The 25,487-nt window shown below is 38.0% G+C and carries 33 protein-coding genes and 1 riboswitch; of the genes, 26 read left to right on the top strand and 7 right to left on the bottom strand.

Translation table 11 applies throughout. The annotated features are described in order from the left end of the window. Positions 1-17 precede the first annotated feature (17 nt). Positions 18-902 (bottom strand): polysaccharide deacetylase family protein, encoded by an 885-nt coding sequence (locus tag BG04_RS21210; RefSeq protein ID WP_034652737.1) that lies wholly within the window; start codon positions 900-902, stop codon positions 18-20. A 241-nt stretch (positions 903-1,143) separates the two neighbouring features. On the opposite strand from BG04_RS21210, the gene BG04_RS21215 reads away from it, so the two are divergent. From BG04_RS21215 to rarD, 14 genes are all read left to right on the top strand, one after another. Further along, entirely contained in the window at positions 1,144-1,581 is a 438-nt protein-coding gene (locus BG04_RS21215) for a BrxA/BrxB family bacilliredoxin (protein ID WP_014460467.1), read from the top strand. Between the two features lie 128 nt (positions 1,582-1,709). After that, on the top strand, positions 1,710-2,495 hold the full coding sequence (locus tag BG04_RS21220) for a class I SAM-dependent methyltransferase (protein WP_034652735.1): 786 nt from the start codon (positions 1,710-1,712) through the stop codon (positions 2,493-2,495). A 380-nt stretch (positions 2,496-2,875) separates the two neighbouring features. Further along, positions 2,876-3,478, top strand: a complete 603-nt coding sequence (locus BG04_RS21225) for a YpjP family protein (RefSeq protein WP_025752035.1) — start codon at positions 2,876-2,878, stop codon at positions 3,476-3,478. Between the two features lie 188 nt (positions 3,479-3,666). Further along, positions 3,667-3,981: a thioredoxin family protein gene (locus tag BG04_RS21230; protein WP_013056696.1), complete on the top strand. Its 315-nt coding sequence runs from the start codon at positions 3,667-3,669 to the stop codon at positions 3,979-3,981. Positions 3,982-4,072: 91 nt separating this feature from the next. Then, a riboswitch (cobalamin riboswitch) is annotated at positions 4,073-4,205 on the top strand. 258 nt (positions 4,206-4,463) lie between these two features. Continuing rightward, a complete protein-coding gene (locus BG04_RS21235; RefSeq protein ID WP_014460464.1) occupies positions 4,464-5,423 on the top strand; it encodes an ABC transporter substrate-binding protein in 960 nt (319 codons plus the stop codon). 88 nt (positions 5,424-5,511) lie between these two features. After that, positions 5,512-6,120, top strand: coding sequence for an adenosylcobinamide amidohydrolase (locus BG04_RS21240; RefSeq protein WP_016763832.1), 609 nt, complete (start codon positions 5,512-5,514; stop codon positions 6,118-6,120). Between the two features lie 4 nt (positions 6,121-6,124). Further along, positions 6,125-7,111 (top strand): adenosylcobinamide-phosphate synthase CbiB, encoded by a 987-nt coding sequence (gene cbiB / locus BG04_RS21245; protein WP_016763833.1) that lies wholly within the window; start codon positions 6,125-6,127, stop codon positions 7,109-7,111. After that, positions 7,086-8,165, top strand: coding sequence for a threonine-phosphate decarboxylase CobD (gene cobD, locus BG04_RS21250; RefSeq protein WP_034652729.1), 1,080 nt, complete (start codon positions 7,086-7,088; stop codon positions 8,163-8,165). The genes cbiB and cobD overlap by 26 nt, the downstream gene beginning before the upstream one ends. Then, a complete protein-coding gene (locus tag BG04_RS21255; protein WP_034652726.1) occupies positions 8,162-8,722 on the top strand; it encodes a bifunctional adenosylcobinamide kinase/adenosylcobinamide-phosphate guanylyltransferase in 561 nt (186 codons plus the stop codon). Before cobD ends, BG04_RS21255 begins: the two co-directional genes overlap by 4 nt. After that, positions 8,719-9,492, top strand: coding sequence for an adenosylcobinamide-GDP ribazoletransferase (gene cobS / locus BG04_RS21260; protein WP_034652724.1), 774 nt, complete (start codon positions 8,719-8,721; stop codon positions 9,490-9,492). Before BG04_RS21255 ends, cobS begins: the two co-directional genes overlap by 4 nt. Beyond that, positions 9,450-10,064 carry a histidine phosphatase family protein gene (locus BG04_RS21265; protein ID WP_016763837.1) on the top strand — a complete coding sequence of 205 codons (615 nt, stop codon included), beginning with the start codon at positions 9,450-9,452 and terminating at the stop codon, positions 10,062-10,064. The genes cobS and BG04_RS21265 overlap by 43 nt, the downstream gene beginning before the upstream one ends. Next, positions 10,016-10,441 (top strand): bifunctional adenosylcobinamide kinase/adenosylcobinamide-phosphate guanylyltransferase, encoded by a 426-nt coding sequence (locus BG04_RS21270; RefSeq protein WP_034652720.1) that lies wholly within the window; start codon positions 10,016-10,018, stop codon positions 10,439-10,441. The genes BG04_RS21265 and BG04_RS21270 overlap by 49 nt, the downstream gene beginning before the upstream one ends. Continuing rightward, a complete protein-coding gene (locus BG04_RS21275) occupies positions 10,438-11,007 on the top strand; it encodes a cob(I)yrinic acid a,c-diamide adenosyltransferase (protein WP_013056705.1) in 570 nt (189 codons plus the stop codon). The genes BG04_RS21270 and BG04_RS21275 overlap by 4 nt, the downstream gene beginning before the upstream one ends. A gap of 134 nt (positions 11,008-11,141) precedes the next feature. Continuing rightward, positions 11,142-12,068 (top strand): EamA family transporter RarD, encoded by a 927-nt coding sequence (rarD, locus tag BG04_RS21280; RefSeq protein WP_034652717.1) that lies wholly within the window; start codon positions 11,142-11,144, stop codon positions 12,066-12,068. A 91-nt stretch (positions 12,069-12,159) separates the two neighbouring features. Here rarD and BG04_RS21285 read toward each other — a convergent pair whose 3' ends face one another. Then, positions 12,160-12,486 (bottom strand): MerR family transcriptional regulator, encoded by a 327-nt coding sequence (locus BG04_RS21285; protein WP_013082852.1) that lies wholly within the window; start codon positions 12,484-12,486, stop codon positions 12,160-12,162. Between the two features lie 297 nt (positions 12,487-12,783). Between BG04_RS21285 and BG04_RS31095 the strand changes: the two genes are divergently transcribed. Then, positions 12,784-12,942, top strand: coding sequence for a hypothetical protein (locus BG04_RS31095; protein WP_013056708.1), 159 nt, complete (start codon positions 12,784-12,786; stop codon positions 12,940-12,942). Positions 12,943-12,974: 32 nt separating this feature from the next. Here the strand turns inward: BG04_RS31095 and BG04_RS21290 are convergent, their stop codons facing one another. Next, positions 12,975-13,895, bottom strand: a complete 921-nt coding sequence (locus tag BG04_RS21290; protein WP_034652715.1) for a CobW family GTP-binding protein — start codon at positions 13,893-13,895, stop codon at positions 12,975-12,977. Positions 13,896-14,148: 253 nt separating this feature from the next. On the opposite strand from BG04_RS21290, the gene panE reads away from it, so the two are divergent. Both panE and BG04_RS21300 read left to right on the top strand, forming a co-directional pair. Next, positions 14,149-15,078 carry a 2-dehydropantoate 2-reductase gene (gene panE, locus BG04_RS21295; protein WP_034652712.1) on the top strand — a complete coding sequence of 310 codons (930 nt, stop codon included), beginning with the start codon at positions 14,149-14,151 and terminating at the stop codon, positions 15,076-15,078. Further along, a complete protein-coding gene (locus BG04_RS21300) occupies positions 15,078-15,878 on the top strand; it encodes a GIY-YIG nuclease family protein (RefSeq protein ID WP_016763841.1) in 801 nt (266 codons plus the stop codon). Before panE ends, BG04_RS21300 begins: the two co-directional genes overlap by 1 nt. Before the next feature lie 50 nt (positions 15,879-15,928). Here BG04_RS21300 and BG04_RS21305 read toward each other — a convergent pair whose 3' ends face one another. Then, positions 15,929-16,240: a hypothetical protein gene (locus BG04_RS21305; RefSeq protein WP_016763842.1), complete on the bottom strand. Its 312-nt coding sequence runs from the start codon at positions 16,238-16,240 to the stop codon at positions 15,929-15,931. A 243-nt stretch (positions 16,241-16,483) separates the two neighbouring features. Here BG04_RS21305 and BG04_RS21310 point away from each other — a divergent pair, with 243 nt between their 5' ends. Genes BG04_RS21310 through proC form a run of 4 tightly spaced genes read left to right on the top strand, consistent with a single transcriptional unit; the run spans position 16,484 to position 19,258 of the window. Further along, a complete protein-coding gene (locus BG04_RS21310; RefSeq protein WP_034652709.1) occupies positions 16,484-17,371 on the top strand; it encodes a 5'-3' exonuclease in 888 nt (295 codons plus the stop codon). Between the two features lie 46 nt (positions 17,372-17,417). Further along, positions 17,418-17,765, top strand: coding sequence for a YojF family protein (locus BG04_RS21315; RefSeq protein ID WP_013056714.1), 348 nt, complete (start codon positions 17,418-17,420; stop codon positions 17,763-17,765). A 23-nt stretch (positions 17,766-17,788) separates the two neighbouring features. Continuing rightward, positions 17,789-18,451 carry a bacillithiol biosynthesis deacetylase BshB2 gene (bshB2, locus tag BG04_RS21320; protein WP_013056715.1) on the top strand — a complete coding sequence of 221 codons (663 nt, stop codon included), beginning with the start codon at positions 17,789-17,791 and terminating at the stop codon, positions 18,449-18,451. A gap of 3 nt (positions 18,452-18,454) precedes the next feature. Further along, complete coding sequence (gene proC / locus BG04_RS21325; protein ID WP_034652707.1) at positions 18,455-19,258, top strand: pyrroline-5-carboxylate reductase; 804 nt, start codon at positions 18,455-18,457, stop codon at positions 19,256-19,258. Between the two features lie 159 nt (positions 19,259-19,417). On the opposite strand, the gene BG04_RS21330 is transcribed toward proC, so the two are convergent. Then, positions 19,418-19,816 (bottom strand): thiol-disulfide oxidoreductase DCC family protein, encoded by a 399-nt coding sequence (locus BG04_RS21330; RefSeq protein WP_013082859.1) that lies wholly within the window; start codon positions 19,814-19,816, stop codon positions 19,418-19,420. A gap of 149 nt (positions 19,817-19,965) precedes the next feature. Here BG04_RS21330 and BG04_RS21335 point away from each other — a divergent pair, with 149 nt between their 5' ends. Beyond that, positions 19,966-20,532, top strand: coding sequence for an RNA polymerase sigma factor (locus BG04_RS21335; RefSeq protein ID WP_016763845.1), 567 nt, complete (start codon positions 19,966-19,968; stop codon positions 20,530-20,532). Continuing rightward, on the top strand, positions 20,529-21,290 hold the full coding sequence (locus BG04_RS21340) for an anti-sigma factor (protein ID WP_034652704.1): 762 nt from the start codon (positions 20,529-20,531) through the stop codon (positions 21,288-21,290). Before BG04_RS21335 ends, BG04_RS21340 begins: the two co-directional genes overlap by 4 nt. A gap of 42 nt (positions 21,291-21,332) precedes the next feature. On the opposite strand, the gene BG04_RS21345 is transcribed toward BG04_RS21340, so the two are convergent. Next, the gene (locus tag BG04_RS21345) at positions 21,333-21,767 is read right to left on the bottom strand and encodes an Hsp20/alpha crystallin family protein (RefSeq protein WP_013082862.1); all 435 of its coding nucleotides are present in this window, start codon (positions 21,765-21,767) and stop codon (positions 21,333-21,335) included. A gap of 229 nt (positions 21,768-21,996) precedes the next feature. On the opposite strand from BG04_RS21345, the gene BG04_RS21350 reads away from it, so the two are divergent. Continuing rightward, entirely contained in the window at positions 21,997-22,377 is a 381-nt protein-coding gene (locus BG04_RS21350; protein WP_013056721.1) for a replication termination protein, read from the top strand. 374 nt (positions 22,378-22,751) lie between these two features. Next, positions 22,752-23,030 carry an AbrB/MazE/SpoVT family DNA-binding domain-containing protein gene (locus BG04_RS21355; RefSeq protein ID WP_025752053.1) on the top strand — a complete coding sequence of 93 codons (279 nt, stop codon included), beginning with the start codon at positions 22,752-22,754 and terminating at the stop codon, positions 23,028-23,030. Positions 23,031-23,116: 86 nt separating this feature from the next. Here BG04_RS21355 and BG04_RS21360 read toward each other — a convergent pair whose 3' ends face one another. Continuing rightward, the gene (locus tag BG04_RS21360; RefSeq protein ID WP_034652701.1) at positions 23,117-24,490 is read right to left on the bottom strand and encodes an MATE family efflux transporter; all 1,374 of its coding nucleotides are present in this window, start codon (positions 24,488-24,490) and stop codon (positions 23,117-23,119) included. Between the two features lie 220 nt (positions 24,491-24,710). On the opposite strand from BG04_RS21360, the gene BG04_RS21365 reads away from it, so the two are divergent. Further along, complete coding sequence (locus BG04_RS21365) at positions 24,711-25,463, top strand: SDR family NAD(P)-dependent oxidoreductase (protein WP_034652698.1); 753 nt, start codon at positions 24,711-24,713, stop codon at positions 25,461-25,463. The last annotated feature ends 24 nt before the right edge of the window (positions 25,464-25,487 follow it).

Here is a 25,487-nt window from a genome sequence, read left to right on the forward strand (position 1 = left end):
ACTTGAATGATCTTTTTTTATGACTGCTTTGCAGTAGCAGTTGGAAACTGCATAGGCTGCATGGTGTTATCAATTTTAATAGGCTGATAGCCGGACTGTTTTAAGTAAGTCAAAATAGTCGGCAGAGACTGTGCAGTAAAGGATTTGTCATGAAATAAAATGACGGGTGTTCTTCCATTGGAGTTAACCCCTTGAATATGAGGTTCAAGGCCCTGAATAATTCTAGGTGCAGAACGAAGTGCCCAGTCTTCACTGTCTACATTCCAGTCCCATAATTTAAAGTGGCTTAGCAACTCTGTACGGTGTGGCTCTTTTAAATAAGGAACGCTGCCGTAAGGAACGCGGATTAACTTACTGTCAACACCGGTTACTTTCTTAACTGTTGCTTGACACTCCTGCATTTCTTTTAGCGCAGCGCCGTCTTTACTATACATGACATGAATATCATGGGAGACGCCGTGACAGCCGATGGCATGACCTTCTTGTGCTACTTTTTTAGCAATTTCAGGGTGAGCGTCAATTTGATGCTTTAACATAAAGAAAGTTGCTTTTACGTTATATTGACGCAAAGCATCTAAAATATGAAGAGTATCAGGTGTTGGACCATCGTCAAACGTAAGATAAACAGGCTGTGTAAGAGCTTGATTTTGATCGTTCACCGTATTTCCTACATACATATTATGGTGAAGTGTATTAAGCAGCTTCTCAGGCTGTGCTGAAGATGCAGCTTCTTTCAGCGGCAATGCAGTAGATGCTAAGACTTGCTGAGATGAAGCAGATTCACTTCCTTTGGCTTCTGTAATAAAAAACAAAGAAGCGACAATCACTAACACTAAAGACAGAAATGCATAAAATCGTTTGTTTGGCTTAAATCGTTGGTTCGGTTTAAATCGCTGGTTCAATTTGAAAATCCTTTCTACTAAACTACTATTTACTACTATAGTACAAAAAATGGAATATTAATAGTAAAAATCGACATTTTTATGGAAAAAACTTAGATGATATGACCCGGTTTTGATCTTTTTTTGTCAAATGAAAAAGGAGAACGGGACAACGATGAGGATTTGAAGAGTGAGTAGCTAGATTTTTCCTGGTTTTTATAGTATGCTTTTAGCGTGAATGATTGTTAGGAGGAATGTTAATATGTCAATGGCATATGAAGAATATATGCGTCAGTTAGTTAAACCAATGCGTCAAGAATTAACTCAAGCTGGTTATGAAGAATTAACAACAGAAGAAGCAGTAGTTGATTTTATGGAAAATGTTGAAGGAACAACTTTTGTTGTCGTTAATTCAGTTTGTGGGTGTGCTGCTGGTTTAGCACGTCCTGCAGCGACACAAGCGTATTTACAGTCTGAGCAAAAACCAAATCAAGTGGTAACAGTTTTTGCCGGTCAAGATAAGGAAGCAACAGCTAAAATGCGTGAATATTTTGGGGACATTGAGCCTTCATCACCGTCTATGGCGCTTTTAAAAGGAAAAGAAGTCGTTCATTTTATTCCTCGACACGAAATTGAAGGTCAGCCGTTAGAAGTTATTTTTGAAAACATTTTAAATGGTTTTAAGCAGCACTGTTCATAAAATGTCCTGCTTTTGTCACATCTAGTATATAGATTTTTAGAGAAAAATCGCATATACTTTATAAGAAAAAGGATGTCTATAGACATCCTTTTTCTTTATGTAAATAGCCAAAGAGTGTAGGGGGAGTTATGAAAGTGATTGTTACGACTGCTGGTCGAACAAATGAACAGATGATTGTAAAAGCCAAACAAGTAGCCACTGATTTAAGTATACCTTTTGTAACAAGAGAGAAGAAATCCGTTGCAGATCTTCAGAATCTTCAAGCTGCAGACGTGCTGGTTGTCGGTAAGAATAGAGTAGAATTGCATGTCCAAAATGAAGAGGAGCCTATTTTTTTTCATCCAAATTCCGCTATGTTTAGAGTGAAGAGATGGCTGCGAGGAGAACGTGATCCGTTTATTGAAGCTGCTAGTTTGGAAAAAGGAATGAGCGTGCTTGACTGTACACTTGGTCTTGCATCGGATAGTATGATGGCGAGCGCAGCGGTAGGGAAAAGCGGAAAAGTTGTCGGACTAGAAGGCAACCGCTATGTAGCTTATTTAGTCAAACAAGGACTCTTAAATTGGGAAAGTGACGTACAAGAGTTGAATGATGCAATGAAGCGTATAAACGTGGTTCATCAAAATTTTGAATCGTTTTTGGCGTGTTGTGAAGATAATTCTTTTGATGTTGTCTACTTTGATCCTATGTTTCAAGAGCAAATTGAGGAATCGAATGGAATTAACGGTATTAAAGCAATAGCACTGTATACCACGCTGACGCCCATGGCTATACAAGAAGCAAAAAGAGTAGCCAAACAAAAGGTCGTGCTAAAAGATCATTGGAAAAGCAGTCGTTTTGAAGAGCATGGATTTACCGTGCAAAAACGAAAAACATCAAAATTTCATTACGGGACAATTGATATACAAAAATAAACAAAAAAGTAAAAAGAATCACGCTCATTGAAAAGACTTCCAAAACCTTTTAGGAATTAAAAAGTTTTGGAAGTTTTTTTTGTGAATTTCATCTAAAGTTCATAAAAGTATGATATATTTTTGAACATAAAAATACTTTTGTGTTTAAGCATCCAGCAAAAAAGGAATATCTTGTATAGGTTTCCGCTCGGTGTGACAACCTCAAACAGAAGAAGGAAGGTGCTAACTAAAAAGTCGTCGAATGCCCGTAGACAGCATAAATGAATAAGCAAATATAGGTAAAAAATTAATAAGTATGTTACAATACCTAGTGAGTTATGACAATGAATTTTACGATATGAAAAGACCATATGGGAAAAGATGAGAAAGGAAAGATACGAATGCCTAGATGGATAAAAAGAATGCTAGTTGTATTTATTACAGTATTTACATTTGGGCTTGTCACTCCACCAGAATATTTATACGTTGATGATGCAAAAGCGGACAAGCAACATAAAGCAGGGTATGTAAGAGAAACAACTCCTGTCACAGCTGTTATAGAAGATATTCATTTGCCATATGAAGAACCAAAATATGAAGACGTTTCATCATTTGTTACGTATGCAATGGAATCAGCTGAAAAACAGTCAGTGGAAAAATTCGGAACAAAAATTGGACCTGTCATTGAAGATGAATTTCGTCAAGCAGTGTTACCTAAAATTGAAGAAGTGCTGACCGACATTGGCACTGAACGTGAACAGTCAATTCAGAATCTCGAGATAAGCGAGCATCCTGCTGCTGGCTACGGTGAAAAGATTTTCCATGTATATGACCGGGAAACCGGTCAGGACTTAATACGATTTCATGTACGGCGTGAAAATCCTCCAAAAGATGGATACTGGTTTAATTTTCACTATCATGCGGCTGCAGATAATTTTCAGAAGCATTATGATTTAGGGAAAATTTATTGGAACCGAAACATGCCGCCTAAATGGTTTAGCTGATAATAGACACAACATTCTGCGATTTCGAAATGTTAGCTTTTTTAAGCTAGCATTTTTTTACGTCTAAAACCGTTAGGGTCTAAATAAGCTGAAACATTAGCACAACGATAAAAAAATCGTTTATAATGAAGTCAGACTTCTTACCATAGAATAGTGAGAAGGAACGAATAGATGCTGGAGGTAACACAATGAAACAATTTACGGAAGAAAAACAATTTCGCGAACAAATTAAGAACGAAACACTAAGCGTTGGGATTTTTACGACAACGTGGTGTCCTGATTGCAAACGTTTGGATATGTTCATTGATGAAATCGTTGATGAAAATACAGATAAAGCATGGTTTAAAATTGACAAGGATGAGTTTGAAGAACTTTCTGCTGAAAACAATGTAATGGGTATTCCTTCTCTTCTTGTATATAAAAACGGTGAAAAAATTGCACACTTGCACAGTGCAAATGCTAAAACGCCTGAAGCGGTCCGTGAATTTTTAGCAACTCTTTAATTCCTTAAGCTGCGAGAGCATTCTTGCAGCTTTTTTTTGTGAGAATGGCTATTTCCATTTTTCCATGAGTGGGGTATACTAGGACAAGTGAATAATCGTAAAGCAATAAGGTCTCAATTTAAAGATTGAGTGAAAAGGGAAGTCTGGTGAAAAACCAGCGCGGTCCCGCCACTGTAAGCGCTTTGTGCGTAAGTCAGGAGACCTGCCTTATTGTTAGCTGTGAAACCTTCGAGGAAGGGTGAAGCAGGGTAATGAACATACATATCAAGTATAGTGAACGGATTCTTTTCCTGCTTATCTTGACGTTACCTGCTTTGCTTTCAATTGAAAGTAAAGCTTTTTTATTTTGAAGCTGCCGGCGAGCAGTATACATAGTCAAAGCGGAAAAACGGGATAGCGCTGCTTTTTGCATGATCATTTGCTTTTTCTTTAACGTGGAGGTTTCGTATTCACAATGAACAATATATAGGGGGAGTATTTAGATGAAAAAATGGCTTTCGTATTCCATTATTGCACTGTTAGTCATCGTACTTGCTGCATGCGGTGCAGGCAGCCAAAGCAACAGTGATAAAAAAACGAAGCAAGATACGGCACAAACGTCACAAGCTGCATTTCCAGTGAAGGTAAAAGACGCGCGTGATAAAGAAATTACGTTGAAAAAACAGCCTAAGAAAATTGTTTCCTTAATGCCAAGTAATACGGAAATTGTATATGCCCTTGGCCTTGAAAAAGAATTAGTCGGTGTTACAAGCAACGATGATTATCCTAAAAGCGTAAAGAAAAAAGCGCAGGTAGGAGATATGAACGTTAATGCGGAAAAAGTTATTGCTTTAAATCCTGATTTAGTGCTAGCACACGCTTCAAGTATGGGCGTTTCGGATGAAGTATTTAAACAAATTGAAAGTGCGGGTATTCCGGTATTTGTTGTAAAAGATTCAACAACGTTTGACACGGTTTATGATTCTATTACGCAAATCGGTAAATTAACAGGTAAAACAAAAGAAGCTAATCAAACAATTAAAGACATGAAAGAAAAAGTAGCTTCAATTGAGAAAAAAGCAAAAACGATTTCAAAAGAAGATCGTAAAAAAGTATGGATAGAGGTATCAGGAGCTCCTGAGATTTATACAACAGGAAAAGGTACGTTCATGAACGAAATGCTTACTATGATCGGTGCTGATAACGTAGCGGCTAGTGAAAAGGGTTGGGTTAAGTTTTCTGAAGAGCAAGTTGTTAAGTTAAACCCTGACGTTATTATCGCAACGTATGATGCAGATAAAAATGAGATTATGAAGCGTCCCGCTTGGAGCAGCATGACTGCTGTAAAAGAGGGTAACATCGAGAAGGTTGATCAAAACAAAATCAACCGCTTAGGACCTCGTATTGTAGATGGCTTAGAGGACTTAGCAAAAGCAGTATACCCTGAGGTGTACAATAAATAAGAAGAGGGACCATATTCCAGTTCGAATTGAAAAGGGGATTGGTCCCTTTTCACATCTTAAAATTGAAGAACGGCCTGAGCTTTTAATCATGAAAACCGAGACTTCTTATAAAACATACAGCTCAGGGGTTTTAGGAACAGGCATTACGGAAACGGACACCTTTTACAATCGATTTGTTCACAAAGACTATTATTCAGATACTCCTTCTTTGGAGTATGAGCAATATTTGATGAAAGAAAATGTGCGCCATGAGCAAATCGTAGGGTTAATGACAGCCGTTTGGTTAAAAGAAAGAGCGATTTACTGTTATGAAGGCTACGGAGTAAGAGTAGCTTCCGTGATAACGGCTGGAGTAGGAAACGCAGTAGATATTACAGCTGACGAAGCTGTCCCGTTCTATTCTTCTCCCGGTACAATTAATATGTTTTTTTTCGTGGAAGGTACGCTTACGGATGCAGCGTTTTTACAGCTTTTTATTGCGGCCACAGAAGCTAAAACAAAAACGCTGTCACAGCTGGGTGTCATAGATCCGGCTACAAAGACGATTGCTACGGGGACATCTACGGACAGCATCTCAGTTGCAGCGTCTCAGCAAGGACCATTATATGAATATGCAGGCTCTATGACCGCTTTAGGGCAAGCGGTAGCCAAGCTGGTGAAAATAAGCTTAGAGCAGGGACTTAAGGGAAAGAGGTGAAGAAATGAGTATTACACAAGCGATAATTGCACACATGACGGCCATGACGATTGCTTTACTAATTGACCGAATTATAGGCGATCCCGAAAATTGGCCGCATCCCGTTCGCTGGTTTGGCAAATGGATTTATTGGATAGATTCTAGATTAAATAAAGGTGCAGGAAGACGATTTAAAGGATTGCTTCTTGTGATAAGTATGGCTGTGCTCGCAGGAGTTGTTCCCTTTTTGTTCCTCCATGCTTTGTACGGAGTTCATTTTATAGCAGGTGTTTTAGTAGAGGGCGTAATGATTGCGACTACTATATCCACTCGTTCTTTAAGCGAAGCTGCCTATAAGGTACAAAAGCCGCTTCAGCTAGGAGATATGGAGAAAGCTAGATATGAAGTAAGTATGATTGTGGGACGAGATACAGATCGTTTGTCAGAAGGAGAAATTGCCAGAGCGACGGTAGAGACCGTGGCTGAAAATACAAGTGATGGTATTACAGCTCCGCTTTTTTATGCATTTATAGGAGGAGGAGCCCTAGCCTTTTTTTACCGAGCTATTAACACATGTGATTCGATGGTTGGGTACAAAAATGACCGCTACTTTCTGTTCGGCTACTTTAGTGCAAAAACCGATGACGTATTAAACTATATTCCAAGTCGGTTAACTGCAGTGGTGATGACGGCTGTTAATGTAGCAAAAAGCCAGTATTCTCTTGGGCATGTAACGAGTTTGATTAAGCGTGATGCTAAGAAGCATCCCAGCCCAAATAGCGGATACGGGGAAAGCGCAGTGGCTGCTCTGTTAGGTATTCAACTCGGCGGGCTTAATACATATAAAGGCATAGAATCTAATCGTGCAAAAATGGGTGAACCACTCATTCCTCTGCAAGCCGGTCATATTGAACAAGCTGTTTTCATTATGAAAAGGACGGTCTATGCTACGTGGTTATTATATCTTTTGTTAGGAGGAGTTATTAGTGCTATTACCTACACATGGAGCTAATCCTAATGTCTTTTTAAAAGCAATAGGGGCTGAGAATTTGTCGCATATAAAAGACTTTAGCGTGAATACAAATCCTTTAGGGGCTCCCCTTGTGCTTCACGAAAAGTGGAACGAATTCAAGGGTGCAGCGTTTAGTTATCCTGACCCTCAAGTAACGGAGCTGAAAAATAAACTTGCAGCTCATCATCATGTTTCAGCTGCTCAAGTGCTGCCTACAAATGGCGCCGCTGAAGCGTTTTTCCTTATTGCTTCGTTATTTTCAGGAGAGAAAGCAGGGATTGTACAGCCGACTTTCGTTGAATATGAACAGGCAAGTAAAGCTTATGGATGTGAAGTGACATACGTTCCTTTAGCTGAAGAAAATGGCTGGAGCTGGGATATAGAGTTGATTATGAGTATTCTTCCGGACATAAAAGTACTGTGGATTTGTCATCCAAATAATCCAACGGGCGTTATGTATAGTCATGAGGAATGGATGAAAGTAGTAAAAGCTGCTGCTCATCATGGTACATACTTAATGATTGATGAGGCATTTATTGATTTTGTCGAACATCAGCCTTCATTTGATTCTCTTATTCTGGATTATGAGCATATCATTGTTGTGCGTTCCATGACAAAGATGTTTAATATTGCCGGGGTTCGTCTTGGCTATATTTTGGCAAATGAAAAAATCATTAGCAAGATGGCTAAAAAGCAGCCTCCTTGGAGTGTAAATGGATTGTCGCAGCAAATAGGCATGATATGTGTGGATGAAAAAGATTTTGTAAAAGAAACCGTACATTATATTAAACAAGAACGGGAACGGACCTTGAGTGAACTAAAGGAATGGGGGCTTTTGGTTTCTCCTTCTCAAACAAACTATTATCTTTGCAGCGTTCCGTCTTCTATTAAAACGCGCGAATGGCTTGTCTATTTAGCAAGCCATGGCGTGGTAGCTCGTCATACTGAAAACTTTCCATTTTTAAATGGACGCTATATCCGTTTGGCTGTGAAAACGAAAGAAGAAAATGACTATTTACTTAACGTAATCAAACAAGGACTTGATGAAATATGATCATCTTTATTAGCGGAGGCGTTCGAAGCGGAAAATCAAGTGCAGCGGAGAACATGGTTCAAACTTTTTGTACAAAGCGCACTGTTTATATTGCCACAAGCAGGCAAACAGATAAGGAAATGCAAAAACGCATCCAGCTTCATCAAAAAGAACGCCAAGCAGCGAACACGCCTTGGGTAACGATCGAGCAGTCTGTAGATTTACAACAAATTCTGCCAAATCTTCAAAGTGATGATGCTATACTTTTGGATTGTGTCACGAACTGGCTTGCCAATGAGCTTTTTTTAACAGAAAAAAGGTGGCAAACAAAAGAAGGGAAACAAGCGGTTTTTCGTCATATGACAGAAACGCTCGATAAGCTGTTTGCGCAGTCTCAGACGGTTGTGCTAGTATCTAATGAACTGTTTGAAGCGGGCGTATTAGAAGAGCCCACATATAGCTATATGAAGATATTAGGGAAATTACATCAGTATATTGTAGAAAAAGCAGATGTGGCTATTTGTGTAGAAGCGGGAATCTATCGTTTTAAAAAAGGAAAGGAATGTGTAGATATATGAAAGAATGGATAGCCATACTACGGATTTCTCTCCAGTTTTTTACGATCTTACCACTAGCTAAAACTGTTCAATGGACTGAAAAAAGAACGGCACGCTCACTTTTTGTACTGCCTTGGATTGGTATGTTACTAGGCTTGATGTTTTATAGCTTTTTACAGCTGCTTCAATCTTCACCTATCACTACGATTGTTGATAGTATTTTAGTTTTGCTTTTACCGCTTGTTTTAACGGGTGGCCTTCATTTAGACGGCTGGATGGACGTAAGCGATGCGTATTTTTCTCATCAGTCAAAGGGAAAAAAACTGCAGATTTTAAGTGATCCGCACGTTGGGTCTTTTGCTATTCTTTCTCTTATGGTTCTGCTGCTGCTGCGTTTTAGTGCGATCTATGAATTAGTGTCTCTTTCTTCTTTATCAATTTGGGCATGCTTAATTGTCTTTACCCTTCCAAGAATTGGAGCAGCCTTTTCGTTGATGAGAGATAAGCCCGCTAAAGATACGGGTCTGGCTGCTTATTTTCAACAAGGAGTCACCAAACGGTCTATTTACGGATTTATCATCATGAGCCTATTCTTAGTTGCTATTTTCGTTATTTTTATGGACAATAAATTCATTATTCTTTTCTTTGCCGGTTTTTTATGGCTCTGGATACGATTTTATCGTTCGCAGTTTGGTGGCGTAACAGGAGATGTTATAGGGGCAACCATTGAAGGAGGAGAAACATTTTTATGGATAATTCTTTGGTTATCACATGTATTCGTCACGGCATGACGCTTGAAAATCAACAGAAAAAATATATAGGGTGGAGTGATCCGCCTTTAAGTATAGAAGGGAAAAATGAATTGAAAGAGCTTTTTCTAGAACCTCAGCTCGTTATTTCCAGTGACTTAAAAAGGGCGCTAGAAACAAGTGCAGTTGTTTTTCCAAAATCTCAGGTGGTTAAAAATAAAAATTGGCGTGAGCTGCATTTTGGAGATTGGGAAGAGAAGACGTATGAAGATTTAAAAAACATACGGGCGTATAGAAATTGGATTGATCACTGGACAGAACATACGCCTCCGAATGGTGAAAGCTTCTCAAACTTTTCAAACCGAGTTTGGGCAGCGTGGGAAGAAGCGGTCGATTTGGCGGCCAGTCAGCAATTGCGTCACATTGCTATTGTGTCGCATGGCGGCCCACTGCGTTTACTTGCATCCCATTTTAAACAGACAGCGTCGCTTTGGGATGTTTCTTTTTCTTATGGAGAAGGTTTTTCAGTAGCGTGTACATACAAACAGGCAAAGGAGAGAAGAGCATGCATTTCGTATTCGGCGGTGCATTTACCGGCAAAAGAAAATGGGTGAAGCAGCATTATGCCAGTGAGTCGGTAAAATGGCATTATTTGTATGAAGACCCTGTTTTACCAGTGCTTGAGTTCGAAGAAAGTTACATAGTGCTAGAAGGATTTGAGCACTATGTTAAGGAATTAATACATAGCGAGTTGGAGTCTCCGCACCTTGTTGTTAAAAAGTTAATACAGAAGTGGAGAGACAGCGGTGTATGGGAAAAGTTAATAGTGATTGGAACTGAAGTCGGCAAAGGGATTGTTCCTTTAGATCCAACAGAGCGGCAGTGGAGAGATGAATGCGGGTATGCGTATCAGCATTTAGCGGCACATGCCCGGAAAGTAGATCACATTTGGTACGGAATTGCTAATCGATTGAAGGAGGAAATACAATGAACATTTACACAAAAACAGGGGACAAAGGGCAGACAAGCTTAATTGGAGGACGAGTAAATAAAGATGATATTCGAGTGGAAGCATACGGTACGATTGATGAGCTAAATGGCTTTGTAGGTCAAGCGATTTATCAGCTGGATGAAACAACATTAAAAGATGTAAAAGAAGAGCTAATTACGATTCAACATGAGCTATTTGACTGTGGAAGTGATTTAGCATTTGCAAAAGATGATCATCCGTACAAAGTAACAAACGACATGATATCAGTACTTGAAAAGCGCATTGATGTCTATATGTCAGAAGCGCCGGCCATTGAGCGTTTTATTTTACCTGGAGGCACACCTGCAGCGACAACGCTTCACATTTGCCGGACGATTACACGCCGCGCAGAACGGCTTGTTGTTGGCGTGCAGCGTGAGTATAAAATTAATGCGGCGGTGCTTCAGTATTTAAATCGTTTATCCGATTACTTCTTTGCTGCGGCTCGAATCGCTAACGCGCGAGAAAATGTACAAGATGTAGAGTATATTCGCAGTGCCAAAGTATTCAAACAGCCTAAAAAATAAGGTATAAAAAACGGTCGAGCTAAAAGCGATCGTTTTTTTATGAGCTATTTCGATAGGCAAAATAAAACTATAAAAAAGAGGTAAATGCATCTATAATGATAAGAGACAGAGAGATAAAGAAAAGAGGTTGAGAAATGAATCAAGATTCTAAGCGAGCAGGTATTGTTTATACAGCCAGCGCTTACGTTATGTGGGGGCTTTTTCCGCTTTACTGGAAGCTTCTTGGCGAGGTGAATGCGAATGAAATACTCGCTCACCGTGTCATATGGTCATTTGTTTTTATGCTTTTACTTTTGCTTGTGACAAAGCAAATGAGTGCTTTAAAGAAGACGCTTGGTTTATTATTTCGTAATACGAAACAAGCGGTCATTTTATTTGTGGCTTCAGTGCTGATCAGCATCAACTGGTTCGTTTACATTTGGGCGGTTAACCATAATCATATTATTGAAACAAGTTTAGGTTACTACATCAACCCGCTCGTTAGTATTTTACTTGGTATAGTCGTTTTAAAAGAGAAGCTTAATTTTTGGCAGGGTGCTTCTGTTGGATTAGCTGCTATAGGTGTTATCGTTATGACAGTTACATACGGGCATATCCCATGGGTATCATTAAGCTTAGCGTTTAGCTTTGGTTTGTACGGACTTGTAAAAAAGACTATTCAATTAGAAGCAAAAGTAGGATTAACGATTGAAACGATGATGGTTGCACCTATTGCGGTTATTTATTTTATTTTTCTTTTAGTGAAAGGATCTTCAAGTTTTTCTCTTCAGTCGCTTGATCTGAGTGCTCTTTTAATTGGAGGCGGTGTTGCTACAGCTATGCCACTACTATATTTCGCTAAGGGGGCCCCTCTTATTCCGCTATCGATGGTCGGTTTTTTACAGTACATTGCTCCTACCATGACGCTTTTATTAGGGGTATTCGTGTATCATGAACCGTTTTCTAGCGTAGAGATGATTGCCTTTTTGTTCATTTGGAGCGGATCGGTTATGTTCATTTTATCTAAAACGAAGTTCATGAGTTCTCATCAGCCGAAATTCTTTAAAGGGCGCTCAGCTTAACGGACAAAAAAGCGGATATCTTTAGATATGCGCTTTTTTGTTTGCCGTAAAGAAATAAAAACGGAGACGGGAAAGTCACCGTATGTATACTTTATAGCTTCCGCTTGAAATGAGCGTTCAACTGACCTTGAAGCATTTGGTTTTTTACTTCTTTCATTTTTCTCGCTTCATCTTTTTTGGCCAATTCTGTGCGTATTTCACTCGTTTGAACTCCTTCTTCTATGCGATCGGCAATATCCATTAATCGTTCGACGTCTGAAAACGAATATTTCCGGATACCCGTATTGGTTCGGTCCGGAAAGAGCAGGCTTCTTTTCTCGTAGTAGCGAATTTGTCTTTCTGATAAACCGGTTAATTCTTTTACAATCCCAATAGACATGACTTTTTTATCTCGATATGACGCTTCATTCGTAGACAATCTCCCTCACCCCTGAGTACGTAGTAGTATGTTATTATTATAAAGGAAAAAAATACAAAAAATTATAACATGTAATATATTCTAACATATATATGTTATATTATTGAATTATTATGTGAGAAAAAGTGACATAAATAATGAAATAGGGAAAAGAGTCCTATAAACTAATGATTAACTCGATCCCAAGTGGTTAACCATACAGGATAAAGCCTTGTGGTTAATCACTTGCTTTCAAAATGATGAATAGAAAATAAATGTGAGAATATACATAAATTCTAAAAGGAAAGGGCGTTTTAAATGGCTGTGCAACAATTGAAAAAAGAAGAGATTATTGAGCTGGCAAAAGAAATTATTGAACTTGATTTGAAAAGAGATGAAAAATTTGAAGAGTTGACAGAGTTAGCCGGAAATCGTGCATATGAAATTTTGCGCAGAGTACAAAATGCCTGTTTATAAGTAATAAAAAAATCCCGCTCTAGGCGGGATTTTTAATTGGACTGCTGTTCAAGATTAAATAATTCTTGTTTCATCTTAGTGTGGTCGAGGTTTTCCCCTATAAAGACAAGAGTGGTGGGCAGCTTCATCATTTCTTTCATATATAGAGGCATGCCGTATGAATATTGAAACGAATACGTATCATCCGAATGAGTAAAGCGCATATAGCCTTTAATACGATAGATGGTATCTGGCATTTGGCGCAGCCAATTTTCAAATAATTCAAGATCCACGTTTTTTGTAAACTCATATACAAATGTTTTCAAATGAAGATGATCTTCAACATGAGCCTTATGGTGCGGCTGTTTTTGAGACAGCTGAGCTCTTTGAATCAGGTCAAGCTTCACGCGGGAAAATGTCGTTAATAATGTTATTGCACGAGCGTTAATTGATTGAACCTCAAAAAGCAGGGAAGACTTTTCTGCCTCAGACAGCATGTCCGTTTTATTTAATAAAATTACATCCCCATGTTTTACTTGTTCTTGAAGAAGTTTTTGAAGTTGAATGCTTAAGGACCCACGTTCTTTCCACCTTGTTGCATCGAGTGTGGTGATAATACTTTTAATCGTGACTTGATGCGCAAAAAGTGGAGACATACAGGCATCCAACACTTCAATGGGATGTGCAACTCCGGTTGTCTCTATATAGATAGCATCCAATGTGTTCTCCTGTAGAAGTGAATGAAGCTGAGTTTCAAATTGACCTTGAATAGTACAGCACACGCAGCCGTTTAGCAATTCTTTTAACGGCGTGTCTTTTTCTACTTCATTTGAGTCAATCGAAACTTGGCCAAGCTCATTCATCACAACAGCAATGGTGCGATTACGATCTTTTTCTTGCTGAAGCAGCTGTTTAAGCAACGTTGTTTTTCCGCTGCCTAAAAATCCAGATAAAATGTAGATTTCTGTTTTCATTTCAGTCTCTCCTATGTAAATAACATTGTTTAAATCGAAACTTTTCCGATTGCGGATTGGTAAATAGTATATCCAAGAGGGGATAAATGTTTAAGCGTAAATTTTTATGCTTTTTTTGTATTCATTATAACAACTTTAAAAGCACTATGGCTATCTTTTGTAAAAAACTCAAAATACAATGAAATAAGAATATTATAAAATTTCAAACTAGCTGTGCTACAATAAAAGAAAAAGAAAAAGGGGAGCAAAAGTTATGCGAATATTAGTTTTAGGCGCAGGCGGCGTTGGAGGTTACTTTGGAGGCAGGCTCGTGGAAAAAGGAGAGGATGTGACTTTTCTTGTCAGAGATCGCAGAAAAAAAGAGCTGGAACAAAATGGACTTGTTATCAAGAGCATACACGGTGACTTCACTTCACCTGTACAAGCTATTACAAAATCTGAGGTGAAAGAGCCTTATGATGTTATTTTGTTCACAACTAAGGCTTATCATCTTAAACAAGCAATTGAGGATGTGCGTCCTTTTGTAGGGAATCAGACAGTTGTCGTACCTTTGTTAAATGGTATGGCTCACGTGGGTCCTTTACAAGAAGCATTTGGGGAAGAAAAAGTCATTGGAGGACTGTGCTTTATTGAAACAACTTTAAACAAAGATGGAGAGGTCGTCCAGACGAGTCCTGCTCACAGACTTGTATTCGGTGAATTTAAGCAGAAGGAAACAGAAAGATTACAACTGATTGAGCAAGCGTTCAGTGGTACAAAAGCTTCGTTTGTAAAAAGTTCATATATTGAACAGGATATGTGGCATAAGTATTTATTTATTACGGTTATGTCAGGCATGACCACTCTTATGCGCGCACCTGTTGGCCCAGTGCTAGCGGCAAAAGGAGGGCGTCAATTCGTACAAGAGCTTTTTAAAGAAGTTGAAAATATTATGATGGCATACGATGCACCATTAGCTGAAGGGATTATTGAACAGCATATGAATACGATGGACAAAATGACGTATGACATGAAGTCATCGATGCAGCGTGATATGGAAAAAAGTTTTCAAATTGAAGGAGACCACCTTCAAGGATATTTGCTGACATTAGCTGAAAAATCGTCTATACACGTACCGCTTCTTCAAACTGTGTATACGCATCTAAAAGTGTATGAAGAAATGTTAAAAGGTTATCAAAAATAATGACAGCGAAAATTGATTTAGCAGTCATGCAGGTACTGCAGAAGCTGCTAAGTACAGCAGAAATAGGACAAATTCCTTCCGCTCCCGGCATTTATTTTTTCTTTGATAAACCGGGCAGGCTTTTGTATATCGGAGCAACGACGGGCTCTCTATTAGAAAGAGTAAGAGCTCACGTTGCAGGAAAAGGCGTTAGCAACACAAAAAAATTCCACAAAGAAATTTGTGCTGTTGGATATATTGAAGTGCATGGATTAAAAAAAGAATTAGATATGCTGAGAACGATGCTTGTAAATGGTTATTTTCCAAAATACAATAAACAAGATGTAAAAAGAGAAAATGAATACGACATTTACACCGTTCACGGCAGGGTCCTTGGAGATACAGGAGTTGATAAGAAAAAAGTCTCCAAGCGAAAAACGGTGCTAAAGCCAACGTTAAAAGAGATAGAGATTCGTCAAGAAAACAGTGATATTACATATGCACGAGTCGCAAATATGAATGCTGAAGATCGAGTGAAAAAGTTGTGGTCTTGTCAAGAAGCAGGAGCGCAGCTACATCTTCCCGAGTCGAAAGTGTTAGCAATAAGTGACCGGCTCTTAAAAGAGCAGTATACATTTCAGCGGGATATGAAAAAGAATATGATGTTTACGATGCGGGATTTAGTTGTTATTCAAGTGTTGTTAAATTTAAATCCGACCCATGATTTGAAAAAACGAGAAATAAAGGAAGCCATCAGTTTAGTACGTAAATTTGGCATAGAAGAAGCTCTTCGCATCTCTGAAAAATTACTCAAAACGTAATAAAATCCATGATCATTGTGATCATGGATTTTATCATTTATCATTCACACTTAAGCTAATTCGTCAATAACTTTTGGTAGAGCCATAATGGAAATAACGCAAAGTGAACTGACAACTTGATGCATTTCAAAAATGGCAATGATGAATAACATCAGTGATATATATAATTGAAGGCCTTTTAATCCCCACGGCTTGCGATCGAAAAAAAAGTCGCTAAGTACAAATACAAAGAAAATGAGCGAACTGAACAAAATAATCATGGATGTAGACATGGAACGATCATAAGCAATGATAAATAACAAAGCGAGAAGCGACACAACAGATATAACTTTTAATGTTTTAATCATCGTGTTTTTATTCACTTTTTTCACCTTCATTTGTAGGATTGATCTTTCATCCTCATTTTATAGGATAGTCAAAAGTTCTAAAAGCCAAACGAATAAATCATAACAACAATTTAACATCTTTATACTACATTTACATTGAGAGAAAAAAATGGGCGTGTTTTGAGCTTTGTGCGCTTCATTGACGCGTGCAAAGAACAAGTGCTATAGTATGTTTGCTCTAAAAGCTAAAGGAGCAAAGTTTTCAAAGGACGTGACTATGTGAACGAAACACTATTAGTAATTGATGGATTTAATTTATTAAGCCGCTGTTATTTTGCTACTTCTTATGGCAGAGATGAAGCAGCGTTGACAAGAAATAGTAAGGGCCAATTTACGAATGCCCTCAGAGTAACGATTCAAAAAATGCATGCATTGATTCACCAATATGAGCCAAGCCATATTTTCGTCGCTTGGGATGTTAAGCGTGAGGATACAAAACGTAAAGATACATACGCCCTATATAAGCAAACAAGAGCAGAGCTGCCTGAGCCGCTGATTCAGCAGTATGAAACGTTAAAACAATTTTTTGACACAGTAGGCATTTATCAAATGTCATTGTCTTCTTATGAAGCAGATGATTTAATTGGAGCACTTGTAAGCAAGTGGAGTAAGGAAAAGCAAAGTCCAGGGTACATCTATAGCAATGACCGAGACTTGCTTCAGCTCCTAGATCAACATATTTCGCAAATTATTGCCAAAAAGCAGGTTGGCGATCTTGTTTATGGCTTCAAGCACTTTCAAGAAGAATATAATATTCATCCTCGTCAATGGGTGGACGTAAAAGCATTGCTTGGTGACAAATCGGACAATATTCCGGGTGTTCCTGGTGTAGGAGAAAAAGCCGCACTGCCTCTTATTCAACAATATGGCTCTATCCATGAAATTTATGCACAAATTGAACAATTAGATCCAGCTTTTAATCGTTACAAAAAAAAGCTGACCGAAGGAAAAGAACTAGGTATGCTTAGTCGTGAACTTGCTGAGATTATTATAGACATTCAAGAAATCAGTATGTTAAATTGGGAAGAATTAACATTTATGTATGATTATGAACGATGGAATAAAGAAATTCAAACTCTAGAACTAAACATTAGGATTCGCTCATGATTTTTAGTACAATACAATTTATGAACATGAGAAAGGAGTAACAAGCGTGCAACCAATTCATAAAGAAACAGTCCAAAAAAAAATACAAACATTTTTAAATAAAGACGTATATGTACACCTTGAAACGACAAACGGTGCATATGCTTCACACGTAAATGAAAAAGTAATGACAGTTGGGGCTTTTATTCGCAATGGTAAAGTCACTATTTCAAACGGAAAGATAACTGGAGAAGGTCCTTATCGTGTAGGTCTTCAAATTGATTTAGGATGGATTTATGCAGAGGGATTAACAGATTGGGAAATTGATGAAGAAGGCCGACTTCTTCTAGCTGGGCATGACTTTGAAGGTCGTTTAGCAGTTGCCCTTCAATTAAGTGAACATCCGTTTTCATAAGAGAAAAGAGAGGAGAATAGAATATGGAAGAAAGATTATTAATTGTATTTCCGCATCCTGACGATGAAGCATATGGAGCAGCAGGAATGATCACGCAAGCTAGACAAAAAGGAACGCCCGTTACATATGCCTGTGTTACGCTAGGTGAAATGGGACGAAATATGGGTAGACCGCTGTTTGCTAACCGTGAAACTTTACCTCAAATCCGAAAAAAAGAACTTTTAGATTTAGCGAACGTTTTAGATATTCAAGACTTGCGTATGCTAGGGCTTCGTGATAAAACGCTGGAATTTCTTGATATTGATGTTTTTGCAGATAAAATTGAAGAAATCATTAACGATGTAAAGCCGACTCACATTTTAACACATTACCCTGGCTTTGCGGTACACCCTGATCATAATGCTACGGGTGCAGCTACAATTCAAGCGGTAAAACGTATGCCAAAAGAAAAGCGTCCGGTTGTTTGGTGTCATGCGTTTTCGAAAGATCGTATTGAACATATTGGAGAACCAGATGTTATTTTTGATGTAACAGCGATGAAAGATAAAAAAATTGAAGCGTTAAAAGCCCATCGTTCTCAAACAGAAGGAATGATGAACGCAATTGACTTCGATCGCTTATCTGACTATCCGCAAATGGAACGTTTATTAACTAGAGAAGAATTCTGGACATATAACTGGGAGTAACAGATGAAAAAACAGCGAATTTTATTTATTGGAGCAGGACGAATGGCTGAAGCTGTAGCGGCTGGTTTGGTTACGAGCAGCGCTGACAGTATTGAGGCAGTGGTGATGTCAAACAACGGAGATATTGAGCGGTTACAGCGTGTTGAAACAACGTACGGCGTACACACGACGCAAAATTGGTGCCAAGAAGTTGACAATTCGGATGTTATTATTTTAGCGATGCCTCCCGAGGCCCATCCTTCCGTGCTCAAGGAACTTTCGACTCATTTAAATCAACAATTTGTCGTAACGTTAGCGGCAGGGATTGGTCCGAGTTACTTAGAAAGTCATCTTCCGCAGGATACGCCTGTCGCTTGGATTATGCCAAATACAGCTGCTATGATTAGACAATCGATGTCACTATATACACTTGGAACTTCTGCCACAAAAGAGCATAAAGAAGTGCTTCAAATGATTTTAAAAGGAATTGGTAAAGCGCATGAGTGTTCAGAGAAAGAAGTACATGAGCTAACGGCTGTAACTGGCAGTGCACCGGCGTTTTTATATTATTTTGCAGAATCGTTAATTGATGCAACTACTGCTTACGGTGTGGACGAAAAAACAGCCAAAGATTTAGTTATTCAAATGATGTATGGCTCTGTACAAATGCTGCATGAAACCAAAGATCCTGCGTCTTTAAGAGAGCAAGTAACAACTCCAGGCGGCGCTACTGCCGAAGGGTTAAAAGTGATGAAAGAACAAGACTTTTCCCTAATAATAAAGCAGGCAATTGAAGCAACGAATAAAAAAGCAATGGGTGGAAGCTAAAAAAGCTCGTACAACCATATGTTAGCTGAAAAATCCGAACTATAGTTCAGCATTCTTTCATTGGAATGTTGAATCAGTTCGGATTTTTTAATGAATAGACTTCCTTAACACACATATATTCCTCTTTGGAACTGTTTTTTCTCTATGCCCCAAACTTTTTTAGTCATCAACAAACCGCTTTTTCATATCAGAAGTTGGGAGCATGCAGTGCTGCTGTTTGCCAAACCACTTATATCGGTTGCGAGCGATCCAGTTGTATACTATATCTCGAATAGGTGCAGGAATGATAATGAAAGCATATAAAAATTTAACGGGTCCATCTAAGCGCTTGGCGATTTTTAAAGCAGCCGTTGACTTTACATATCTTTGGTTTCCATGAATATATACAATGCTGTCTAATTGCTCAGGAAGTAAGCCGTGAGAGGCTAGCTGCTGCTTTCCGAAATCTGATTGAAGAGAAGCGAAAGAAAACAAAGCTTGTTCATCATGTTTAATAATATATTGAACACTGCTATTACATAAATTACATATACCATCAAAAAGAATTAAATGTTTCATCGGACGATTTCGCTCCTATTCCATACAAAAAGTATAATTACTTGTCATTTTTGAAAAATAAAGGTACGTTTAAAAGATATGAAAGTGATCCAAATTCAAAGGTAATTCGATTATATAATAAGGACTCATAAGAGTTAAAGGAGAAGGGTATGAAAGAGCAAAACGACGTTGTCTTATACAATAGAATAAAAGAACGAGACAAAAAAGCCCTTGAACTGCTGTATGACAAGTATGAGCGAATTCTTTATTCGTTTATATACCGGTTAACAAATAGCTCTGATATTGCTGAAGAAGCTGTTCAAGAAGTGTTTATTAAGCTGTGGAGAGGAAAGGGAGTTTACAGCGATGAAAAAGGGAAGTTTTCATCATGGCTGTTTACGATTACAAGAAACACCGCGATTGATATTGTAAGAAAAAGAAAAAACGATCCTATTTTCTCAGAAGAAATTTTTGATTTTATTGAAGATGATTATCCTCAGATTGACGAGCAGCTTCAGTGGAAAGAAGAACAGCAGAGAGTACGGCACGCTGTATCAAAATTGTCTGAAGACCAAAAAAAGATTATTCAATCCGTTTATTTTAAGGGATTAACGCAGCAAAAAGTAGCAGAAGAGCAGCAAATCCCATTAGGAACAGTAAAGGGTAGGGTGCGATTAGCGTTGCGGAAATTAAAAACATATTTAGGTACTGATGCAGAAGGGAGAGCTGATTCATGAGTATGTGCAATAAACTAATTGATTACTATAATGATCAGTTGACTTCCCATGAGAAAAAAGAGTTTGAAATGCACTTAAAAAACTGTCAAAGCTGTCAAGAAGAACTAAGAGAGCTAGAGGAAGTTCTTGGAGATCTAACGTATTTGACACCAGAACAATCTCCTCCGCCAGAAATGAAACAGCGAATACTTGCGAATGTATTCGAAGAAGAACAAGGCGAGACAAAGAGGGAACCAATCGCTTTAAAAAATGAAAAACAACATGCTGCGTCTAAGAAATCAAATAAAAAGTCCATCATTATTGGATTAGCTGCGGCACTTCTTTTATCTCTTGCAGGAAACAGCTACTTTCTGTTGAAAGATGGAGACAAAGGCAAACAAGAGCCAAATGTTTCGGTTGCTCCTCAAAACGAACCTCTTACATCTGAAAAAACAATAAAGCTGCAGGCAGAGCCGAACGTTTCTGGCGAAGCAACAGCATCTCTTACGAAAAAGGGTGGAAATCTAAATGTGGTTATTCAAGCGAATAACTTGAAAAACGTAAAGGGGAATGAAGTCTATCAGGTGTGGCTCATAAAAGGTGATAAGCCTCATCCGGCAGGTGCTTTTGTAACAGATAAAAATGGAAACGGGACAGTGGTCTATACGATGAGCCAAAAAGAACAGACTGAAAAGTGGGATGTTATGGCAATTACTTTAGAACCGAACGCGAATAATAAGACGCCAAAAGGAAACATTGTGTTAAGTTCAGCGCTCTAACAAAAACCCTTCTGCTAACAGAAGGGTTTTTGTTACGTGCAGTTAATCATCTTCAAATTGTATAGCAATGGTTTGATCATTTTCTATCTTATTCAGTCGAATTTCCAATAATCCATTTTTGTACTTAGCGCGAACTGGTTCGTCTGTGTAGTGAAAAGGAAGTTTGACCGTGCGAGAAAATACGCCTGTATGGCGCTCGTTGAGCTTTAACTTTTGTTTAGATGCTTCATAAGCATAAGGAACGTTTCCTTCAACTGTTAATATATTTGCGTCCAACTTGATTTGAATGTCGTTAGTTGAATGCAGTCCAGGAACCTCAACGACAATAATGCCTTCTTTATCAGTTTCATATAAGTCGACGTTTGGAAATCGTTTGGGCAAGATGTGATTTAAATCGCTCCAAAAGTGATTTCCAAGCATATCTTCTACCTTATGCTGAATCGAACCCCAATCAATCTCTTCATATTTTTTACTCAAAGGAAACCCTCCTTATATTCACGTAAATTCCTTCTATATATATGAAAAAAAGAAAATTCAATGCCTGCTTACAAAAAATGAGAAAAACACGTAAATAAGTGAAAAAATGTGAGAAAAAAAAGAGATTTTGAGTGAAAAAGAAGGATTATGTAGAATAAAAAAAGTATAATTACGTATAGAGCTTTCTATTATCCTGAATGAAAGCAAGTATGTGAAGGAGGAAGTTGAGATGAGAGAAAAGCGTACATCCAGTGGTTTTCTATTAAAACAACGTGCTTTCTTAAAATTATATATGATTACAATGACGGAGCAAGAGCGTCTGTATGGCCTTCGGTTATTAGATGTGTTGAGAGATGAATTTCGCCCTTTTGGGTTCAAACCTAATCATTCTGAGGTATACAAAGCTCTTCATGACTTGATTGAAGACGGTGTCCTCAAACAGGTGAAGCGTAAAAAAGAAGGAATGAAGCTTCAAGAAGTGGTTTATTATACATTTACAAATGAGGGAGAAGAGAAAGCTAAATTATATAAAAAACAATTAAAAGTAGAGCTGGAGCGGTGTGAAGCTATGATTCAAAAAGCTATTCGTGACAACTTCGGGTCCAAATGAACGTGTCTTTAGTTAGAAAAGACACGTTTTTTCTATAGCTGATTTTGTCGTCTTATGTCGGAATAAAAGTTATAAAATGGGTACAAAGTAGTGTAAAAGATGGATATATAGTTATATTATGGATAAAATACACACTTTTAACATATATGGATGAATTCGATTTTAAAGATTATGCACTATTCATAAATAGTGTACGAATTGATATGATACAAAGTGTATATAAATCTATTTAATACGTTATTTGCCATATTTTAAGAACTTATAAACCGTTATCAGACCATCATTCAAGCATTTTGGTTTTAGCAACTCTGACGAATTTGACTAGATTTGTATCGAGAAGATATTATTTGTTTACTATGAAAGGAATGGATTTTATGAAGTCTACAGGAATTGTAAGAAAAGTAGATGAATTGGGTCGCGTAGTAATTCCTATTGAATTGCGCCGCATTTTAAATATCAACACAGGTGATCCAGTAGAAATATATGTTGATGAAGATATTATTATTTTACAAAAGTATAGCCCGTATGGTGCTTGCTTAGTAACTGGGGAAATTACGCGTGAAAACTTAACCTTTGGGAATGGAAACGTTGTGTTAAGTAAAAAAGGTGCGGAACAGCTTTTACAAGAGTTAGAGCGTACCTTAAATAAATAAGAAGTTTTAGGCCTTAGTATAAGGAAGAGTATCAATCCATTTTTAAACTAAAAAAGAACGTTCTTTTGAGAACGTTCTTTTTTTGATTAAGCCGTTCGAGAAGATTTATTCTCCTCTAGCAGCTGCTTTTTTTGTATTTTTATCAAACGATACGCAAGTCCTGTTGCTCCTGCAGCAAGCCCCGCAATTAGTCCAATCCAATAGCCAAACGCCTGCAAATCGGTGTATTTTGCTAAAACAATGCCTAAAGGTAGACCAATTACCCAATAAGATACCAAGGACATTAAAAAGGTAACATTTACATCCTTATATCCTCGTAGAGCGCCTTGAATAGGAGCTTGAAGAGCATCAGAAAGCTGAAAGAAAATTGCATAAATCAAAAAATGAGAAGTTAATGCGAGTACCTCTGCATCTTTTGTATACAAAGAAGCTACTGATTCTCGCAGAGTAAATAAAAGACCTGCGCAAACAAAAGCCATGCCAACAGCGATAGTTACACCGATCCTGCTATAGCTTCGTGCATCTTGATGACGCTTAGCACCTGCTTCAAATCCCACAACAATCGTTAAAGCCATAGAAATACTCAGCGGAATCATATAGAGAAATGAGGCAAAATTAATAGCTGCTTGGTGAGAAGCGATCGTAATGGTATTATATGAGCTCATAAACAGCGTGACGGCTGAAAAAATACTTGTTTCGAAAAAGACCGAAAAACCGATAGGTAAACCAATTTTTAATATTTCTTTCCAAGTAGGAAAAGAGATACGATGAAATCTTTTAAATAAATCGAAGTTAGAAAAAGGTTCTTTTTTATGAATAATTACAATGGATACAATGAGTATGCACCAATACGTAACGGCAGTTGCATAACCAGAGCCTACTCCACCCAAGTGGGGGAAGCCCAGCTTACCGAAGATTAATACATAGTTTAAAGCTACATTAACCGGAAGCCCTAAAATGGTGATAAGCATAGACGTACGAGTTTGCCCTAAAGCATCAATAAAGTTTCGTAAAACCGTATAAATAAAAAGCGGAATAATACCAAAAGATAAAGCAATTAAATACTGTTTGGCAATGCGCATTACGTTTGCTTCTAAATTCATCCCTTTTAAAATAGGATCAACAACAAAAAAGCCGATTAAAATAATAACAACGGCCATTAAAATGGAGACATAAAGCCCTTGAATGACGGAGAACGGAACTTTTTTCTTTTGATTAGCTCCGACAAGCTGTGCAACAATTGGCGTAATAGACATTAAAATTCCGCTTAGCCCTGTAAAAACAGGTACCCATAAGCTTGAACCAATTGCTACCCCTGCCAAGTCATCTGCACTTACCCTTCCTGACATCATCGTATCAAAAAAAGTCATTGAAAACATTCCAAACTGGGTGACCAATATCGGAAATAAAATAAAAACGAACTGCTTAACTTTTTGAGACGTTGAAAACGTTTGTTGCATTAAAAAACCCCCAATTTGAAAACATTTACACCAAAAAGCATTATATCACGCCGTGGCTTGTTTTTGCTAAGGCTTCTGACAATAAATTCAAAGAATGTATCCATAAAACGCGGTGATTTAAAAGGAGTAAAAAGGTAAAACAGTATATGATTTTAATTTTGACATGCAGTGAGCTATGATAGAAAGTATAGTAATTATCATTTAACGTGGAGGGATACGTGTGGATTTACAGTTGCAAAGTAAAAATGTACTTATTACCGGCGGGTCAAAAGGAATTGGGAAGGCTATTGCTGCTTTGTTTATTCAAGAAGGAGCAAACGTTGGAATTGCGGCAAGAGGAGAGGAAGCGTTACAGGATGCACAGTCAGAATTAGAAAACGTGCGTACATATACAGCAGACCTAACAAACGAATCAGACAGAGTTGCATTAATTGAGAAGTTCATTAACGATTTCGGAAGCATTGATATTTTAATTAATAACGCTGGAGGAAGTAATGGAAGCACCGCCATGGAAACAGATTTATCCCTTTTCAAAGAAGCAATGGAGCTTAACTACTTTTCAGCTGTCCACTTGAGCAAGCTAGCAGCGGCGCGTATGACAAAAGATGCGGCAATCGTTAATGTTACGTCTATTTTCGGAAGAGAAAGTGGAGGGAAAGTCACGTACAATAACGCAAAATCAGCACTTATCAGCTTTACAAAGTCGTTTGCAGATGAAATGATTTCTAAAGGAATTCGTGTAAATGGAGTAGCGCCGGGAAGCATTTTGCATGAAACGGGTAATTGGAAAAAAAGAATGGATGAAAATCCGGAAAAGATTAAACAATTTGTTGAAAACGAAATACCAGCAGGGCGCTTTGGAGAGCCGGAAGAAGTGGCAAACGCCGTTGCCTTTTTAGCATCTTCTAAAGCTTCATGGATAGTTGGTGCGACGTTAAACGTGGACGGTGGACAGTCAAAAATGAACTTTTAACAAAAGTGCAGGAATTTCCTGCAC

Source organism: Priestia megaterium NBRC 15308 = ATCC 14581 (genome assembly GCF_000832985.1).
Taxonomy (GTDB): domain Bacteria; phylum Bacillota; class Bacilli; order Bacillales; family Bacillaceae_H; genus Priestia; species Priestia megaterium.

Bases quoted from the DNA above. Each gene is read 5' to 3' on its own strand.
- BG04_RS21215 (WP_014460467.1), top strand. From the start codon at position 1,144: ATGTCAATGGCATATGAAGAATATATGCGTCAGTTAGTTAAACCAATG.
- BG04_RS21220 (WP_034652735.1), top strand. From the start codon at position 1,710: ATGAAAGTGATTGTTACGACTGCTGGTCGAACAAATGAACAGATGATT.
- BG04_RS21225 (WP_025752035.1), top strand. From the start codon at position 2,876: ATGCCTAGATGGATAAAAAGAATGCTAGTTGTATTTATTACAGTATTT.
- BG04_RS21230 (WP_013056696.1), top strand. From the start codon at position 3,667: ATGAAACAATTTACGGAAGAAAAACAATTTCGCGAACAAATTAAGAAC.
- BG04_RS21235 (WP_014460464.1), top strand. From the start codon at position 4,464: ATGAAAAAATGGCTTTCGTATTCCATTATTGCACTGTTAGTCATCGTA.
- BG04_RS21240 (WP_016763832.1), top strand. From the start codon at position 5,512: ATGAAAACCGAGACTTCTTATAAAACATACAGCTCAGGGGTTTTAGGA.
- cbiB (WP_016763833.1), top strand. From the start codon at position 6,125: ATGAGTATTACACAAGCGATAATTGCACACATGACGGCCATGACGATT.
- BG04_RS21255 (WP_034652726.1), top strand. From the start codon at position 8,162: ATGATCATCTTTATTAGCGGAGGCGTTCGAAGCGGAAAATCAAGTGCA.
- cobS (WP_034652724.1), top strand. From the start codon at position 8,719: ATGAAAGAATGGATAGCCATACTACGGATTTCTCTCCAGTTTTTTACG.
- BG04_RS21265 (WP_016763837.1), top strand. From the start codon at position 9,450: ATGGATAATTCTTTGGTTATCACATGTATTCGTCACGGCATGACGCTT.
- BG04_RS21270 (WP_034652720.1), top strand. From the start codon at position 10,016: ATGCATTTCGTATTCGGCGGTGCATTTACCGGCAAAAGAAAATGGGTG.
- BG04_RS21275 (WP_013056705.1), top strand. From the start codon at position 10,438: ATGAACATTTACACAAAAACAGGGGACAAAGGGCAGACAAGCTTAATT.
- rarD (WP_034652717.1), top strand. From the start codon at position 11,142: ATGAATCAAGATTCTAAGCGAGCAGGTATTGTTTATACAGCCAGCGCT.
- BG04_RS31095 (WP_013056708.1), top strand. From the start codon at position 12,784: ATGGCTGTGCAACAATTGAAAAAAGAAGAGATTATTGAGCTGGCAAAA.
- BG04_RS21290 (WP_034652715.1), bottom strand. From the start codon at position 13,895: ATGAAAACAGAAATCTACATTTTATCTGGATTTTTAGGCAGCGGAAAA.
- panE (WP_034652712.1), top strand. From the start codon at position 14,149: ATGCGAATATTAGTTTTAGGCGCAGGCGGCGTTGGAGGTTACTTTGGA.
- BG04_RS21300 (WP_016763841.1), top strand. From the start codon at position 15,078: ATGACAGCGAAAATTGATTTAGCAGTCATGCAGGTACTGCAGAAGCTG.
- bshB2 (WP_013056715.1), top strand. From the start codon at position 17,789: ATGGAAGAAAGATTATTAATTGTATTTCCGCATCCTGACGATGAAGCA.
- proC (WP_034652707.1), top strand. From the start codon at position 18,455: ATGAAAAAACAGCGAATTTTATTTATTGGAGCAGGACGAATGGCTGAA.
- BG04_RS21330 (WP_013082859.1), bottom strand. From the start codon at position 19,816: ATGAAACATTTAATTCTTTTTGATGGTATATGTAATTTATGTAATAGC.
- BG04_RS21335 (WP_016763845.1), top strand. From the start codon at position 19,966: ATGAAAGAGCAAAACGACGTTGTCTTATACAATAGAATAAAAGAACGA.
- BG04_RS21340 (WP_034652704.1), top strand. From the start codon at position 20,529: ATGAGTATGTGCAATAAACTAATTGATTACTATAATGATCAGTTGACT.
- BG04_RS21350 (WP_013056721.1), top strand. From the start codon at position 21,997: ATGAGAGAAAAGCGTACATCCAGTGGTTTTCTATTAAAACAACGTGCT.
- BG04_RS21355 (WP_025752053.1), top strand. From the start codon at position 22,752: ATGAAGTCTACAGGAATTGTAAGAAAAGTAGATGAATTGGGTCGCGTA.
- BG04_RS21360 (WP_034652701.1), bottom strand. From the start codon at position 24,490: ATGCAACAAACGTTTTCAACGTCTCAAAAAGTTAAGCAGTTCGTTTTT.